Source organism: Mucilaginibacter gynuensis, assembly GCF_039541195.1.
Lineage (GTDB): Bacteria > Bacteroidota > Bacteroidia > Sphingobacteriales > Sphingobacteriaceae > Mucilaginibacter > Mucilaginibacter gynuensis.
On sequence record NZ_BAABFT010000019.1, the window covers coordinates 1 to 15,662 of the forward strand.

Here is a 15,662-nt window from a genome sequence, read left to right on the forward strand (position 1 = left end):
CACTGATCAGGAATCGATATTTGCTAAGATAATTCCGCTTTAATGTAAGATCATTGTTAATGTTTCGCATAACGTTTAGCTTTATAACATAAAGCTAATTCTGTTACCGAATTACTTGACCTTTACAATTGCGAGAATTTTAATTCCCTTTTGAACTTGAAGGTAAAATGACGATGGCTCACAACCACTCCCCACTGTCATGCTGAGGAACGAAGCATCTATCGCAGATAAGTATGGCGAAGAAGAATCTTTGCTTTAAAAGTAGCCAACAGATGCTTCGTTCCTCAGCATGACAGTGAAGGATGGCGAAAGACATACGAAGTTTTTAAAACTTCGTATGTCTGGAGAGAGGAATGTCTCTTTCTCCGAAAATTATTTTATCAATGCGCTTCCAGCCAGTTATTGCCCGAGCCTATTTCTACCATAATAGGCACTTCGGTTTTGATGGCGGTTTTCATGTTGTGCATGATGATCGGTTTTACAATTTCTATTTCGTGGTGCGGTACATCAAACACCAACTCATCATGCACCTGCATGGTCATGCGGGCATCCAGCTTTTGCGCTTTCAGCTCGCGATGAATGTTAATCATGGCTATCTTGATCATATCTGCCGCCGAACCCTGTATGGGGGCGTTAATGGCATTTCGTTCGGCAAAGCCACGCACGGTAGCATTGGCCGAATTAATATCGCGCAGGTAACGCCTGCGGCCCATTAGCGTGGTTACAAAGCCGTTTTCGCGGGCAAAGTTCATGGTATCGCTCATGTAGGTTTTTATGCCCGGGAACTGCGCGAAGTATTGCTCAATAATATCGGCAGCCTCTTTACGCGGAATACCCAGGTTTTGCGATAAACCAAATGCCGACTGCCCGTAAATAATACCGAAGTTAACCGCCTTGGCATTGCGCCTTTGCGTGCTTGTAACTTCTTCAACCGCTACGCCATAAACATTGGCCGCGGTAGCGGTGTGGATATCGATGTTCTTGATGAAAGCGTCCATCATGTTGGCATCCTTGCTGATTTCGGCTATAATGCGCAGCTCTATCTGCGAATAATCGGCAGAGATAATGGTATGCCCGCTATCCCTCGGAATAAAGGCCTTACGCACCTCACGGCCACGTTCGGTACGGATAGGGATATTTTGCAGGTTAGGGTTATTAGAACTTAAGCGCCCTGTAGCCGCAATGGCCTGATTATAGGAGGTATGTACGCGACCCGTTTTAGGGTTCACCATTTGCGGCAAGGCATCCACATAAGTTGATTTTAGCTTTTGCAACTGGCGAAAATCCAGTATATCCCTCACAATATCGCTTTTGGCGGCAAGGGCAAGCAGTACATCCTCTCCGGTTTGATATTGGCCGGTTTTAGTTTTTTTAGCTTTAGGGTCGAGCAATAGTTTCTCGAACAGCACCTCGCCCAATTGCTTTGGCGACGCGATATTGAACTTTACACCGGCTTTTTCAAATACAGTCTTTTCCAGCTGGGCGATATCAGTTTCCAGTAGTTTGGAGAAATCTCGCAGGGTATCATGATCTATGCGTACACCTTCGTATTCCATATCAGCCAGTACATACACCAGCGGGTGCTCAATTTCATTGATCAGTTTTTCGCTTTCTACCTGTTTAATCTGCGGTTCGAAAACGCCGCGCAGTTGCAGGGTAACGTCGGCATCTTCGGCAGCGTAGTCTTTTATCTTTTCTATCTCCACATCGCGCATGTTGCCCTGATTTTTGCCTTTGGGACCGATAAGCGTGGTAATGGAAACAGGGGAATAGTTCAAATAATTTTCCGACAGGATATCCATATTATGGCGGGTATCCGGGTCGATCACGTAATGCGCCAGCATGGTATCAAACAGGTTGCCCTTTACTTCAATATCGTACCATTTCAGCATCAGGATATCGAACTTTAGGTTTTGGCCTGTTTTGCCAATGTTTTCATTTTCCAATACCTCTTTAAACTCGGCCGCGATGGCTTTTGCTTCCTGCTCGGTAGCCGGTACCGGCACATACCAGGCCTCGCCCGGTTTTACCGCGAATGATAAACCTACCAGTTCGCAAAAGTTGGCATCGGTACCGGTGGTTTCGGTATCAAAGCAAATATCCTTTTGTTGTTTAAGCATGGCTATCAGTTCGGCTCGCTTTTCGGGTGTATCCGCTAAATGGTAGGTATGCTCAACCGTATTAATGTTTTTTATGTTGACGGGAACTTCGGGCTCTGAAATTTCGGTAGTGTTTACCGTTAGGCTGGTATAGCCGCCGTTAACCGGGTTGCCAAATAAATCGGTTTGTACCGATGCCGCCTTCATTTCGGTGATGCTGAACTCATCGCCAAATACACGGCGACCAAGCGTACGGAATTCCAGTTCGGCAAACAGAGGCTCCAGCAGGTCTTTACTCGGCGCGCAAATTTCCAGGCCTTCCTCATCCAGTTCCACCGGAACATCCAGTATAATAGTAGCCAGTTTTTTGGATAACAGGCCCTGTTGCGCGAAGTTCTCTACGTTCTCTTTCAGTTTGCCCTTCAGTTCGTGGCTGTTGGCTATAATGTTTTCAACAGAGCCATATTGTTTGATAAGCGTTTTGGCGGTTTTTTCGCCCACACCCGGTATGCCCGGTATATTATCCACGGCATCGCCCCAAAGGCCTAAAATATCTATCACCTGTTCAACACGTTCCACTTCCCATTTGGCCAATACTTCTTTTACGCCCAGTATTTCCATTTCGTTACCCATGCGGGCCGGTTTGTAAATACGGATATTGTCTGATACCAGCTGCGCGAAATCCTTATCGGGGGTCATGCAATAAACCTGGTAACCTTTTAGTTCGGCTTTTTTGGCAAGGGTGCCTATAATATCATCGGCCTCGTAACCATCGCTGGTAATTACCGGAATGTTGAAACCCAGTATTACCTTAATTACATAGGGCAATGCTTTCGACAGATCCTCGGGCATTGCCTCGCGGTGTGCCTTGTATGCTTCAAAATCGGTATGGCGTTCGGTTGGCGCATCGGTATCAAATACCACGGCCATGTGGGTAGGCTTTTCTTTTTTAAGCACATCGAGCAGGGTGTTGGTAAAGCCCATCACAGCCGAAGTGTTTAATCCGCCCGAAGTAAAACGCGGGTTTTTGCTTAACGCGAAATGAGCCCGGTAAATAAGGGCCATGCCATCCAATAGAAAGAGTTTCTTCATAGTGTTTTTTATGGATTATACCGATAGCGGTTTATTGCATCGACATAATATTTCAAAAGTACAATTTATGTTCGCCCAATCACAGAAAGAAATCACGGTCTGATTTGGCTGCAGGAGTTTACTGTACTATTTTTTGAAGCATAAGATTTTAACTATTACCTTCCTGTATTAAATGATAAAAGCAGATGGTTGGGATAGAAACTTACAACTCCTTTTCCAAGGCCTTTAAAAACTTCTCAGGCTCTTCAATATGCGGAATATGTTTTACGCCTTCAAAGGTGATCAGTTTTGCATTCGGGATCTTTTTTGCGGTTTCGGGGGCTAATATTTTGTATTGGCCATGTTTGGCTTGTTCTGCCTGCGAAAGCAGACCCTTGCCTACAATGGTATTATCCTCTAAGCCGATGAAAAGCACCGTCGGCACTTTTATCAGTCCGAACTCGTAGCAAACGGGCTGCTCGTAGATCATTTCATAAGTTAATGCCGCCACTTTCGCGTACCGCGGAAAATCAGCGCTTTTGCTTACGTTGGCACCTATCTTAACAAGGTAATCGTATTCAGATTTCCACTGAGTAAAGTAGGAGTTTTGGTAGTATTTCTTTACGCTTTCGGGCGTTGTCTTCAGTTCTGTTTTGTACTGCTCTTCGGCGCTCAGGTAAGGTACAAAGGCGTGGTAATCTTCCAGGCCTATCGGATTTTCGAGCAATAGTTTTTCTACCGTTTCGGGATACATCAGCGTAAAGCGCGTGGCCAGCATGCCTCCCATGGAGTGCCCCATAATGTAGGTCTTTTTTATGCCGAGGGTATCCAGCAGTTGTTTGTTTAGCCGCGCCAGTTTATGAAAGCTGTAGTGGATAAACGCTTTTGACGATTTACCGAAACCCAACTGATCGGGCACTATCACACGGTAGCCTTTGGCGGTAAACGCCTTGATCACATTAGTCCAGTAATAGCCGCCGAAGTTTTTGCCATGAAACAGCATTACCGTTTTACCGTTGGCATTGGCCGGGGCAATATCCATATAGGCCATCCGCAGATCCTGTCCGTCGGTGTTTACCGGCATAAATTTTACCGGGTACGGGTATTGAACATTATCCAGCGTAATGGAGATGGTATCGGGCTGCGCAAACGCGGCAAATCTGATCAGCAGGAACAGGATCAGCAGGGCGGGTTTTCTGTACATAATAATTATACACTATAGCTTTAAAAATGTTTACAAACAAAAAAGCATCATTCCTTTTTACAGGAAATGATGCTGCTAACAGGGGTATTTTATATTAGCTTTATTTTATAGAGAACGGCAAGTAAACACCGAACGTAATATTACGGCCCGGGTTGTAAATACCAAAAGTTGGATCCTCTGTACTGATGCGACCGGCTTTCAAACGGCTAAGCGCATCGTAGTATTTTTTATCGAGCAGATTATTACCTGATACATATAGTTTCAATGGTTGTTTACCCAGGTTAACGGTAGTACCCACGCCCGCGTTTAACAGGGTATAACCCGATGTAGCGGTTTCAAAGGTGCTATCGAAACGGCCTTGTTTAAAGAAGTTATCGATACCTACATAAATGAACGATTGCTTTAAGCCCCGGATGTTCGGCTCAAAACGCAGGGTATTCCTCAACGAACCTGCCGGGATGAATGCCAGCGGCCTGTTAAGCGTTGTATTTTGCGCGTGCACATAGCCAAACACGTTCTCGAAGTGAATAAAGCTCACCGGGTGTAGGGTAAGGCTACCTTCAAAGCCATATAAGTTGGCATTTACCTGTCCGTAATGGTAAACATCATAGCTGCTGGTGCTACCGTCGGCAGCGGTTTCTTCCCTTATATCGCCGGGTGTGTGGCTTGAGTAAATAAAATTATGGATGTAGTTATTGTAAATGCTCGCGCTTGCGCTTAAAAATTTATCATCATATTCTAAAGTTGCATCGGCCTGGTAACTTCTCTCCGGCGACAGGTTACTGTTACCTATTTCATAGCGGAAGGTACCTTCATGTACGCCATTTGAAGCCAGTTCGGCAGGATTTGGTGCACGGAAGGCCGAACCTGCATTCGCTTTAAAGTTCAGTTTATCGTTAAACTCGTGGGTATAACCCAACGCACCGCTCACGTTTGAAAACTTATTGGTAAACGCGCCGAATTTCTCTTCGCCATCTTCCAGCAGTTCTTTACCGGTGTTTTTGCGGTAATCATAACGTACACCAACGTTAAAGGTATTTTTACCCCATGCCTTTTTAGCGTAGGCAAAAGCGCCAATGCCATAGGTATCATAATCGGGTATTAAAAACTCGGCTCCTTTATTTACGCTATGGCCAATTTCGGTGCTTGCGCCAAATACGGGCTGCCAGCCATTGCTTTCGGGCAGGTAATATTTCGCATCGCCCGAGTAAGTATTCAGGTCGAAGAATAATGATGGATCAAGACTGTCCTCCAGCTCGCGGCGCTGATTTTTCTGGTAACCGAAATTCAATTTCAGGTGACCGCTGCCTACTATAATATTGTTATCCCAGTTGATCTTGTAATGGCGAATGTCCTGTCTCGGGAATAATAATTTACGGTTTTTGTAATCGGCATCGGTAAATGCTTCGCCATCTTCCTTTAAGAAGTTGTAGCCGCTTCCCGGTTCCGGATCAAAAAAGCCGATGTTGTTTTTATAGTACGAGAAATTGATATGCGAGTAACCCCAGTTTTTGTTAAGGCCCAGCATACCGCTCAGGTTAGTTTCGTTAAAGCCCGAGTTAGGGAAATATCCCGAAGGGGTTTTAAATGAATACGCGTTTTTATATGATCCGCGACCGCGCCATACAAAACCATTTTCGTTACCGGTTAGCATTAATGATGAACCCGTTAAGCCATTATTGGTAGAGTAGTTGGTTAAAAACTCACCACGAATTTGTCCGTCGGCCGGGGTTAAAGGCTCCAGTAAGTTAATTACACCGCCCAAAGCGTCTGATCCGTATAGTAAAGATGCCGCGCCGCGCAGTACCTCTACCCTGTCGGCACCGTATTGGTCAACTTCCACGCCATGCTCGTCGCCCCATTGCTGGCCTTGTTGCTTAATACCATCGTTAAGGGTAACTACACGGTTATAGCTTAAACCGCGTATTACGGGTTTAGAAATACCCTGGCCTGTAGTAATTTGCGATACGCCCGGTACCTGTTTGGCCAAAGCGTCTATCAGGTTTGTTGCAGGTCTTAGTAATTCTTCGCGGTTAAGCGCGCTTACCGATGTGCTGTTTTGGCGGTTATTGCCGCTGATAGGCGTGCCGGTAATCACTACTTCACGGGCTTCAATAACTGATGCCTGGAGTTTAAAGGTTAAATCGGTTCCGCCAGCCAGGTCGATCACCTGCGTAAGCGTTTTAAAGCCTACATACTGTATCTGTATTAAAAACTTGCCTCTGTTAGGTATGGCTTTGAAAGAAAACTCACCATCAACATTGGTTTGGGTTGATATTTTAAGATCGGGAATGGTAATGGTGGCGCCCGGTAATGGTTGATTATTGCCATCAACTACACGGCCTTTTAAATTGATATTATCAGCGAACGCGATGCTTTGTACCAATAGTAAAAGCATGCCTATAAATAGCTTAAGTTTCATTAAAGTGTTTTAAGGGTATTTCAAGAAAATAATTGCCGCCGCGTAAAAGCAGCAGCGTTAGTTGCATAATGGGTTATGCAACCGGGGGAGAAAGCCCGTCGGACTGGATAAGCGCGAAACTTAAAAAATCAAAATCGCCGGTATGGTATACATAAGGGGCAGCGGTTAAGTGTACAGCATAGTTGTTATGCACTACATCCATACTGGTATGGTGCATGGCATCACATATCTGACACTTTTCTGTAAAGATCTGCTGGTGCTGATTTTTTGCCGTATTGATCTTATCGGCCTGTTTAATGAGGTGGTGCTGGTGCGTATACACTATTAGCTGGCCCGCTATAAAGCAGATCAGTAATATTGCTGAGGTGATAATCTTTTTAGAATTACGTTTCAAGACCAGTAATGTAACTAAGTTGCAAAGATAATTAATAAAATATTCAAAGTATCATTTAACGGTAACAATGTTGTTAAGCGTATCTTTGCCACAAATGAAACCAGCAGAAGTAAATAAGAGATGGGAGGAGTTACAGCAACGCATTGCCGACGATTTTGACAATGAGAAGCCTGATTTAAAGGTAATGCTGTTTTTAATAGGTGTGCAGGAACTTGGGCAGGGCCCGCGTAAGTTCAGCAAGCGCCAAAAGGAAGAACTGATGCATATTGCTAATTGCAAGTTGTTCAGCAAAATGGGCTTTTACGAGCTGGAGGGGCTTGATCAGGATGGCTGGCCGCATTGGAAAGCGGTTAAACCCATTCCTAATTATACCCTGCTTGAGCAGGAAATGCTCATTAAATCGTTGATGGTTGACTATTTTGATGAGATCGATAATCCGCAGGAATAGGTATTTTAGGGCATGAAAAAACTGACTACCATCGCGCTGCTGTTCATATCGGTTTGCGCTTTTGCTAAACCGCCTAAAAACCAGTATGTACGCATTAAAACCAGTTATGGCCAGTGCATCATCAGGCTGTATAACGAAACCCCGCTGCACCGCGATAACTTTATAAAGCTGGCTAAGCAGGGCACGCTTAACGGTACGCTTTTTCACAGGGTGATAAAAGACTTTATGATACAGGGCGGCGATCCGGACTCGAAAAATGCCAAACCCGGTGCCGCGCTGGGCGAGGGTTCGGTAGGTTATACTGTTCCGGCAGAGTTCAGAGACAGCATCTTTCACAAAAAGGGCGTACTGGCTGCCGCGAGGGACGATAACCCCGACAAAGCATCCAGCGGATCGCAGTTTTATATTGCAGAGGGCAAACGCTTTACCGATGAAGCGCTCGACAAAGTACAGGAAACCCGCCTGAAAGGTCGTAAGATCCCGCTAAGCCAACGCGAATATTACAAAGCAGTTGGCGGTATCCCTCACCTTGATATGGGTTATACCGTATTTGGCGAAGTGGTTACAGGTATAGAAATGGTAGACCTCATCGCCGTGGTAAAAACAGATGGCAATGATCGCCCGCTGGCGGATGTCCCGATAACGGTTGAATTGCTCAGTAAAAGTGAATGTAAGCAGTTGGATAAGCTGCTGGGGTTGGAAGGGAAGTAAAGAAATTTTGGACGTTTCTTTTAACAATTGGTGTCAGCCTGAGCTCGTCGAAGGCTACGTGTAGTGGCCTTTGCCCACATGTTCGACGTGCTCACCATGACAACCCAGTACGGTTTTTAAGACTTACGAAGTTTTAAAAACTTCGTAAGTCTACTATCAAGCGGAATTATATAACTGGCAAGTAGCAGACAGGCATTGCGAAGAAGATCTCTCACTGCGTTTCGGGATGACAGTGAAATACACAACTCCATTCTTATTTTTGATTTAATACTTCGATATTCGGCGTTCAAAATCAGTGTTCGATACTCATATACATGAAGATAATTACCTATAACGTTAACGGCATACGCTCGGCCATGAGCAAAAACTGGCTCGAATGGCTACAGGCTACCAATGCCGATGTGGTTTGTTTGCAGGAAATAAAGGCTACGCCGGATGTGCTTACCGATCTTTTACTGGTTGAGGAGCTTGGCTACCAGCATTACTGGTTCCCGGCAGAAAAGAAGGGGTATAGTGGTACCGCGATATTTACCAAACGCATCCCGAACCACATTGAATACGGCTGCGGCATTGCCGATTTCGACCGCGAGGGCCGCAATATCCGTGTTGATTTTGATGAGGTATCGGTAATGAGCGTTTACTTCCCATCAGGCTCAAGCGGTGAGGAACGCCAGGATTTTAAGTTCCGTTTCCTGGATGAGTTTGGCGCTTACCTGGCCGAACTGAAAACCCGCTTCCCCAAACTGGTAGTATGCGGCGATTATAATATTTGCCACCGCGCTATCGATATTCACAACCCTAAATCAAATGCCAATTCATCCGGCTTTTTACCCGCCGAACGCGATTGGATGGAGAACTTTATTAATTCGGGCTTTATAGATACCTTTCGCCATGTAAACCCCGAGCCGCATAACTATACATGGTGGAGTTTCCGCGCAAATGCGAGAGCTAAAAACTTAGGCTGGCGTATTGATTATACCATGGCCACAGCGCCCTTAGAACCACACATTAAACGTGCGGCTATACTGCCCGAAGCAAGGCATTCAGACCATTGCCCGGTGTTGCTGGAACTGGAGTTTTAAGGTGTTCCTGTGTCATTTCGAAACGGAGTGAGAAATCTTCTTCGCCATACCTGTCTGCGATTTGCTTGATGAAGAAGATTTCTCCTCGTACCTCGTTCGAAATGACAATCTTTTTTGATTAATTTATCGGTTTCAATATCCTGTTCCAGCGGATCTTTTTCAGCGGTGTTTGGGTGCTGTCGATGCTCATCCAGGTGATCATCGCCTTACCAACCACGTGATCTTCGGGTACAAAGCCCCAATAGCGCGAGTCGGACGAATTGTGGCGGTTGTCGCCCATCATCCAGTAGTAATCCATTTTAAAGGTATAGCTGCCAGTCTTTTTATTGTTAATATAGTAATCCTTACCTTCCTGCCTTACGATGTTGTGTTCGTAACGCTCAATGGCTTGTTTGTACAGCGCCATGGTCGAATCGTTCAACTTTACCGTCCAATCTTTTTTAGGTATAGTAAGCGGACCGTAATTATCCTGGTTCCAGTTAAATAATGAGCTTTGTGGGTATACGCTTAAATCCTGCGCGCCTTTAGGTTCAATTACCGGGCTTATGGAGGCCACGCCTGTGCAAGCCTTAAATTCTTTATAGCTATCCGCCGGGATGATCATTATATAATCGGCATCACCGGCCTGCCCTGTTACTTCAATATGCAGATCAGTTAACAGCTTAGGATTAATACCATTGCTGTTCACTATAACATGGTAAGATGTTTGTGCCTGCGGCGCGTTAGGCATTATTTTGCCGTTGATGTAAACCTGCGCGTCTTTTATCTCCACCACATCGCCGGCTATGCCCTGGCAACGTTTTATATAGTGAGTATGCATATCTACAGGGTCGTTATCGTGTGTTGGCGGATAGTTGAATACCACAATGTCGCCTGCTTTAACTTTAGATAAGCCCGGCAAACGGAAGTAAGGCAGCTTTACACCATCCCAAAAAGTTTTAAAGCCGCCTACATGCGATTCCAGGAAAGGAATGGATACAGGCGTCATGGGCATACGCGGACCGTAAGATAACTTGCTCACAAAAAGATAATCGCCGGTTAGCTCCGTACCTTCCATTGATGCGGAAGGAATGGCATAAGCCGAGAAAAGCAGCCCCCTGATCACAGTGGATACCACCACTGCAAACACAATGGCATCAAACCATTCGCGGGCTTTTGTTTTCTTTTTTTTAGGTGTTTCCGTCTTTTTGCGGGATAGGATATTGGTCCATTTCATAGCCATAACTTACAGAATTTAGTATAACTAACTGATTGGATTGCAATTGAGCGTATTTGTTACAACCTTGTTAATAAAATTCACAAAAAATGTTAACCCATAAAAAAAGCGCCCTTGTGTCGGGCGCTCTTGTATATATTTTCTATTAAAAACCTTATGCTTTCACACGCTCAACATAAGCGCCGGTAGCGGTATCTACCTTAACTTTATCGCCAATGTTGATGAACAACGGAACACGGATTTCGGCACCGGTTTCAACCGTTGCAGATTTTAGCGCGTTGGTTGAGGTATCGCCTTTTACAGCAGGTTCGGTGTAAGTAACTTCCAACTCGGCCGATGCAGGCAGTTGCCCCATAATAGGCTCTTCGCTTTCAAAAGCTATAATTACGTTGATACCCTCCTTTAAAAACTTTACCGCCGGACCAAACAATGCCTTCGGAATATTATGCTGATCGTAAGTTTCGTTATCCATTACCACTAACGAATCGCCATCTTCATATAAATACTGGTAGTTATTAGTTTCTACACGCGCAATGGTTACTTCTTCATCCGTACGGAAACGGTATTCAACCAACTTGCCCGATTTAACGTTACGCATACGGGCCTGGTAAAAGGCACGCAGGTTGCCGGGGGTACGGTGCAAAAATTCTTCTACCTGCAACAACTCCCCGTTGAAGCGTAGTATATTACCATTCTTTACTTCAGATGCTTTAGCCATAAAAACTTAATATTGAGGCGCAAAATTAGCCACTTACACGGAAAGATGCAAATGAGGTTGTGAGTTGCGTGTTGTAAGTTGTGAGATAAGAGTTTTAGATATTGCAAATTGTGTTTAACGTAAGCCACACAACTTACAACACGCAACTCACAACTTTACCCACAACCCTACTTATAATCAACAATATTCAATGTGTGTTTACAAAAATCGTACTCGTGCTGCTGGTTCGAGCAGATGATGGTGAGGCGGCCGGCGGCGAATTGTTGCACCAGGCCGAGATACCAATCCACACCCTGGGTATCCAGGTTGGAGGTTGGCTCGTCAAGCATCAGCATTGGGGTATCAGAGCAAAAAGCGAGCGCCAGTTTCAGGCGCTGTTTCATGCCCGATGAAAAGTAACGTACCGGTTTATTTTTACTGGCAGCCATGTTCAGCAGATCAATCACCGCGTTTTTATCTATCCCGGTTTTGTAAGCCTTAAACTGAAAGTGAAAATCGATCACTTCGGTCAGCGTAAAATCTTCAATAAGTTCTAAATACGGCGCGGCAAGGCTCAGGTGGTTAAATACCTTTTCTACCTCCAGCGGCTTATCGCCATAAAAATAGTTCAGCTTACCCGAAGATGGTGCGAGGCTGCCGTTAAGCACCTGTAAAAGTGTGGATTTGCCCGAGCCGTTAGGGCCTAATATGGCATAGCTTTCGCCAGCAGTAAAGGTTTGATCAACCCCTTTAAATATCCAGTCGCGGTTAAAGCGGCGGCCAATGTTTTCGAGGGTGATCTTCATTTCGTCGGAACCGGAATTTTTAGAATTAAAGAATTTACAGAATGTAAGCTGGTTTTAATGCTGTCATTGCGAGTACGAAGCAATCACGTAGCTATGCATATCGGCTCTTTATGTTCGCGATTGCTTCGTACCTCGCAATGACAGTTGCTTTTAGCTTGCCGGAATTTATAAAATTCAGATAATTCCTAAATTCTATAAATTCCGGTCGAAGACAAATTATATCCCGAAACCCTTCATGATACCGCGTTGCGAGTTTTGTACAAAGTTTACAATCTCGTCGCGCTCAACCGTTGGGTTAAATTCGGCTTCGATGATATCGAGGGCTTTGGTAACGTTGTATTTTTTTAGGAAAATGATGCGGTAAATTTCCTGGATCTCGTTAATGGTTTCGGCAGCGAAGCCACGGCGGCGCAAACCTACCGAGTTGATACCGATGTATGACAGCGGTTCGCGACCGGCCTTGGTATAAGGCGGTACATCTTTACGCACCAATGAACCACCGGAGATCATGCTGTGTGCGCCAATTTCAACAAACTGGTGCACGGCAGATGTGCCGCCGATGAAGGCGTAATCATATACATTTATGTGCCCGGCCAGTTGTACCGCGTTGGCAATGATCACGTTGTCGCCGATAATACAATCGTGCGCTACGTGTACATAGGCCATCAGCAAACAGTTTTTACCTATGGTGGTGGTATTTTTATCGAGCGCGGTACCGCGGTTAAGGGTAACGCATTCGCGGATCACCGTATTGTCGCCAATGGTAACCGTGCTTTGCTCACCCTTGTATTTAAGATCCTGCGGTGGTGCAGATACTACAGCACCCGGAAATATACGGCAGTTTTTACCGATACGGGCACCATCCATTATCACACTGTTTGAGCCCACCCAGGTACCCTCGCCTATTTCAACATCCTTATGAATGGTAACAAATGGTTCAATAACCACGTTGTCGGCTATTTTGGCTTGCGGGTGTATATATGCTAAAGGTTGTATCATGCTTGTTATTATGCTTTTTTACGTACAATTTGAGCCATCAGCTCTGCTTCAACTACAATTTTTGAGCCAACCATGCCAACTCCCCTCATTTGAGCAATACCGCGGCGGATAGGCGCTATCAGGTCGCACCTGAATATAACGGTGTCGCCCGGGGTAACCTTATCTTTAAACCTGGCGTTTTCTATTTTTAGGAAAAGCGTAATGTAGTTTTCCGGATCGGGAACGGTATTCAGCACCAGTATGCCACCGGTTTGCGCCATCGCTTCAATTTGTAAAACCCCCGGAAACAAAGGCTGACCAGGGAAGTGCCCCATAAACAGATCTTCGTTCATGGTAACGTTCTTTAAACCTACTACATGGGTTTTGGTCAGCTCCAGAATTTTATCGATCATCAGGAACGGCTGCCTGTGCGGCAATATGTTCATGATCTGTACGGTATCATAAACCGGGGTCATGTTGGGGTCGTACACCTTTTGGTATTTGCGGCTTCTTTCTTTTTTAATAAGTGCTTTTATTTTTTTACCAAAGGCGATATTAGCCGCGTGACCCGGACGAGCCGCCATAATATGACCTTTTAACGGCACACCAACCAGTGCAAGATCGCCTATCATATCCAGCAATTTATGCCTTGCCGGTTCGTTTTGGTGGCGTAATTCAATATTGTTTAATATACCCTGCGGGGCTACCTTAATGTCCTTACGGTTAAACAGCTTGGCTAAGTGCGCCAGCTCTTCATTATCAACCTCTTTATCAACAACAACAATGGCATTGTTAAGGTCACCACCTTTTATCAGGTCGTGCTTTAACAGCATTTCCAGTTCGTGTAAAAAGCAGAAGGTACGGCACGAGGCTATCTCTTTAGTAAATTCGGTAATGGTAGAGATACTGGCGTGCTGGCTGCCCAGTACATCGGAGTTGTAATCAACCATACAGGTAAAGCGGTAATCGTCAAGCGGCATGGCCACCATCTCTACTTTCCTGTCTTCTTCGGTGTAATGAATGTTGTGGGTAATATGGTAATACTCGCGATCAGCATCCTGATCTAAAAAACCATTATTGATCAATGCCTCTACAAACTGGATAGAACTACCATCCATAATAGGAATTTCCGGGCCATCCAAATCAATCAGCACATTATCAACCTCTAAACCTACCAATGCCGCAAGCACGTGTTCAACAGTACTTACGCTGGCGCCATTTTGCGAAATAGTGGTACCGCGTGATGTATCGGTAACATTATCCACATCGGCATCAATAACAGGCTGCCCGGCAATATCTACCCTTCTGAATTTATACCCGTGGTTTTCTGCCGCGGGGTTAAAGGTCATGGTAACACGTTCACCGGTATGCAAACCGGTGCCTGATACTGAAACAGGCCCTTTAATAGTTCTTTGTTTTATGTTCATATACTTAACATTAACCGCATCAGCCGTTTGCTTTTTGCAGTTCAGCAATTATTTTTTCGAGTTCTGATATTCTTTTTTCCATATCGGGCAAGCGGCGTATGTTAACGTGCGCCCTCAAATAATCTTTATATGGCAAATAAGGCGATCCGCCCCATTGTTTTGCTTCTTCTTTAATAGAACTGTTGACACCTGTTTGCGCCGAAATTTGCGTACCGTTAGCAAGAGTTAAATGGCCTGCAATACCAACCTGCCCGCCTATAACGGCATTACTACCTATTTTGGTACTGCCCGATATGCCGGCCTGCCCGGCAATAACCGTATTGGTACCCACTTCCACATTGTGTGCTACCTGCACCAGGTTATCAATTTTAGCGCCTTTGCTTATAATGGTTGAGCCCATTGTGGCCCTGTCAATAGCGGTATTAGCACCTATTTCCACATCATCGGCTATAATAACGTTGCCAATCTGGCTCACTTTTTTATAGCTGCCATCAGCCGCGGGCGCAAAGCCAAAGCCATCGCTGCCAATTACCGCACCCGAGTGAATGATGACATTGTTACCTATAACACAATCAAAGTACACTTTTACGCCTGCAAATAACGTAACATTATCACCAATTTCAACATTGTCGGCAATATATGTATTGGGGTATATTTTACTTTTGTCGCCTATTTTGACGTTAGGCCCTATGTATGCAAACGCGCCTATATACACATCCTTACCAATGGTTGCCGAGGGGTGTATAAAGCTGGGCGTTTCTATTCCGGCCTTATTAAGCTTTATGGTATTGTACTGCTCCAGCAGTATCGAAAAAGCGCTGTAAGCGTTCTCTACCCGTATCAGCGTAGGCTTTACAGGCTCGGTGAGCACATAGTCGTTATTAATAATTACTATGGACGCATTTGTGGTATACAAATGCGGTTCGTACTTGGGGTTGGCCAAAAACGACAAGGCTCCGGTAGTGGCTTCTTCTATCTTAGCCAGCTTATCAACCGCTGCAAGAGCATCACCCTCAACCGTTCCGTTTAACAATAAGCTTATTTGCTGTGCGGTAAATTGCATCGTACAAATTTAAATGTTAATATTAAAGCAACAAATTATACATA

Annotated in this window: 13 protein-coding genes; 3 read left to right on the forward strand and 10 right to left on the reverse strand. The window is 45.0% G+C overall.

Translation table 11 applies throughout. From position 1 onward, the window contains the following. Nucleotides 1-380 precede the first annotated feature (380 nt). The 4 genes from polA to ABD894_RS23965 form a co-directional block, all read right to left on the reverse strand. The gene (polA, locus tag ABD894_RS23950) at nucleotides 381-3,191 is read right to left on the reverse strand and encodes a DNA polymerase I (protein ID WP_345213622.1); all 2,811 of its coding nucleotides are present in this window, start codon (nucleotides 3,189-3,191) and stop codon (nucleotides 381-383) included. 202 nt (nucleotides 3,192-3,393) lie between these two features. Further along, on the reverse strand, nucleotides 3,394-4,374 hold the full coding sequence (locus tag ABD894_RS23955) for an alpha/beta fold hydrolase (protein ID WP_345213623.1): 981 nt from the start codon (nucleotides 4,372-4,374) through the stop codon (nucleotides 3,394-3,396). A 100-nt stretch (nucleotides 4,375-4,474) separates the two neighbouring features. Next, nucleotides 4,475-6,796 (reverse strand): TonB-dependent receptor, encoded by a 2,322-nt coding sequence (locus tag ABD894_RS23960; RefSeq protein WP_345213624.1) that lies wholly within the window; start codon nucleotides 6,794-6,796, stop codon nucleotides 4,475-4,477. A gap of 73 nt (nucleotides 6,797-6,869) precedes the next feature. Continuing rightward, on the reverse strand, nucleotides 6,870-7,190 hold the full coding sequence (locus tag ABD894_RS23965; protein WP_345213625.1) for a hypothetical protein: 321 nt from the start codon (nucleotides 7,188-7,190) through the stop codon (nucleotides 6,870-6,872). A gap of 94 nt (nucleotides 7,191-7,284) precedes the next feature. On the opposite strand from ABD894_RS23965, the gene ABD894_RS23970 reads away from it, so the two are divergent. The 3 genes from ABD894_RS23970 (at nucleotide 7,285) to ABD894_RS23980 (ending at nucleotide 9,431) form a co-directional block, all read left to right on the forward strand. Beyond that, the gene (locus ABD894_RS23970; RefSeq protein ID WP_345213626.1) at nucleotides 7,285-7,638 is read left to right on the forward strand and encodes a hypothetical protein; all 354 of its coding nucleotides are present in this window, start codon (nucleotides 7,285-7,287) and stop codon (nucleotides 7,636-7,638) included. Between the two features lie 12 nt (nucleotides 7,639-7,650). Continuing rightward, nucleotides 7,651-8,349 carry a peptidylprolyl isomerase gene (locus ABD894_RS23975; RefSeq protein ID WP_345213627.1) on the forward strand — a complete coding sequence of 233 codons (699 nt, stop codon included), beginning with the start codon at nucleotides 7,651-7,653 and terminating at the stop codon, nucleotides 8,347-8,349. A gap of 314 nt (nucleotides 8,350-8,663) precedes the next feature. Next, on the forward strand, nucleotides 8,664-9,431 hold the full coding sequence (locus ABD894_RS23980; protein ID WP_345213628.1) for an exodeoxyribonuclease III: 768 nt from the start codon (nucleotides 8,664-8,666) through the stop codon (nucleotides 9,429-9,431). A gap of 118 nt (nucleotides 9,432-9,549) precedes the next feature. On the opposite strand, the gene lepB is transcribed toward ABD894_RS23980, so the two are convergent. The 6 genes from lepB to lpxD all read right to left on the reverse strand — a co-directional run bounded on the left by lepB (nucleotide 9,550) and on the right by lpxD (nucleotide 15,618). Continuing rightward, the gene (gene lepB, locus ABD894_RS23985) at nucleotides 9,550-10,653 is read right to left on the reverse strand and encodes a signal peptidase I (protein WP_345213629.1); all 1,104 of its coding nucleotides are present in this window, start codon (nucleotides 10,651-10,653) and stop codon (nucleotides 9,550-9,552) included. A gap of 148 nt (nucleotides 10,654-10,801) precedes the next feature. Then, a complete protein-coding gene (gene efp, locus ABD894_RS23990; RefSeq protein ID WP_345213630.1) occupies nucleotides 10,802-11,365 on the reverse strand; it encodes an elongation factor P in 564 nt (187 codons plus the stop codon). Between the two features lie 167 nt (nucleotides 11,366-11,532). Then, a complete protein-coding gene (locus ABD894_RS23995; protein WP_345213631.1) occupies nucleotides 11,533-12,150 on the reverse strand; it encodes an ABC transporter ATP-binding protein in 618 nt (205 codons plus the stop codon). Nucleotides 12,151-12,366: 216 nt separating this feature from the next. Further along, nucleotides 12,367-13,149 carry an acyl-ACP--UDP-N-acetylglucosamine O-acyltransferase gene (gene lpxA, locus ABD894_RS24000; RefSeq protein ID WP_345213632.1) on the reverse strand — a complete coding sequence of 261 codons (783 nt, stop codon included), beginning with the start codon at nucleotides 13,147-13,149 and terminating at the stop codon, nucleotides 12,367-12,369. A gap of 8 nt (nucleotides 13,150-13,157) precedes the next feature. Continuing rightward, entirely contained in the window at nucleotides 13,158-14,555 is a 1,398-nt protein-coding gene (locus ABD894_RS24005) for a bifunctional UDP-3-O-[3-hydroxymyristoyl] N-acetylglucosamine deacetylase/3-hydroxyacyl-ACP dehydratase (RefSeq protein WP_345213633.1), read from the reverse strand. A gap of 19 nt (nucleotides 14,556-14,574) precedes the next feature. Further along, nucleotides 14,575-15,618, reverse strand: coding sequence for a UDP-3-O-(3-hydroxymyristoyl)glucosamine N-acyltransferase (gene lpxD / locus ABD894_RS24010; RefSeq protein ID WP_345213634.1), 1,044 nt, complete (start codon nucleotides 15,616-15,618; stop codon nucleotides 14,575-14,577). Between the last annotated feature and the right edge of the window lie 44 nt (nucleotides 15,619-15,662).

Coding starts and splice junctions, on each gene's coding strand:
- polA (WP_345213622.1), bottom strand. CDS start 3,191: ATGAAGAAACTCTTTCTATTGGATGGCATGGCCCTTATTTACCGGGCT.
- ABD894_RS23955 (WP_345213623.1), bottom strand. CDS start 4,374: ATGTACAGAAAACCCGCCCTGCTGATCCTGTTCCTGCTGATCAGATTT.
- ABD894_RS23960 (WP_345213624.1), bottom strand. CDS start 6,796: ATGAAACTTAAGCTATTTATAGGCATGCTTTTACTATTGGTACAAAGC.
- ABD894_RS23970 (WP_345213626.1), top strand. CDS start 7,285: ATGAAACCAGCAGAAGTAAATAAGAGATGGGAGGAGTTACAGCAACGC.
- ABD894_RS23975 (WP_345213627.1), top strand. CDS start 7,651: ATGAAAAAACTGACTACCATCGCGCTGCTGTTCATATCGGTTTGCGCT.
- ABD894_RS23980 (WP_345213628.1), top strand. CDS start 8,664: ATGAAGATAATTACCTATAACGTTAACGGCATACGCTCGGCCATGAGC.
- lepB (WP_345213629.1), bottom strand. CDS start 10,653: ATGGCTATGAAATGGACCAATATCCTATCCCGCAAAAAGACGGAAACA.
- efp (WP_345213630.1), bottom strand. CDS start 11,365: ATGGCTAAAGCATCTGAAGTAAAGAATGGTAATATACTACGCTTCAAC.
- ABD894_RS23995 (WP_345213631.1), bottom strand. CDS start 12,150: ATGAAGATCACCCTCGAAAACATTGGCCGCCGCTTTAACCGCGACTGG.
- lpxA (WP_345213632.1), bottom strand. CDS start 13,149: ATGATACAACCTTTAGCATATATACACCCGCAAGCCAAAATAGCCGAC.
- ABD894_RS24005 (WP_345213633.1), bottom strand. CDS start 14,555: ATGAACATAAAACAAAGAACTATTAAAGGGCCTGTTTCAGTATCAGGC.
- lpxD (WP_345213634.1), bottom strand. CDS start 15,618: ATGCAATTTACCGCACAGCAAATAAGCTTATTGTTAAACGGAACGGTT.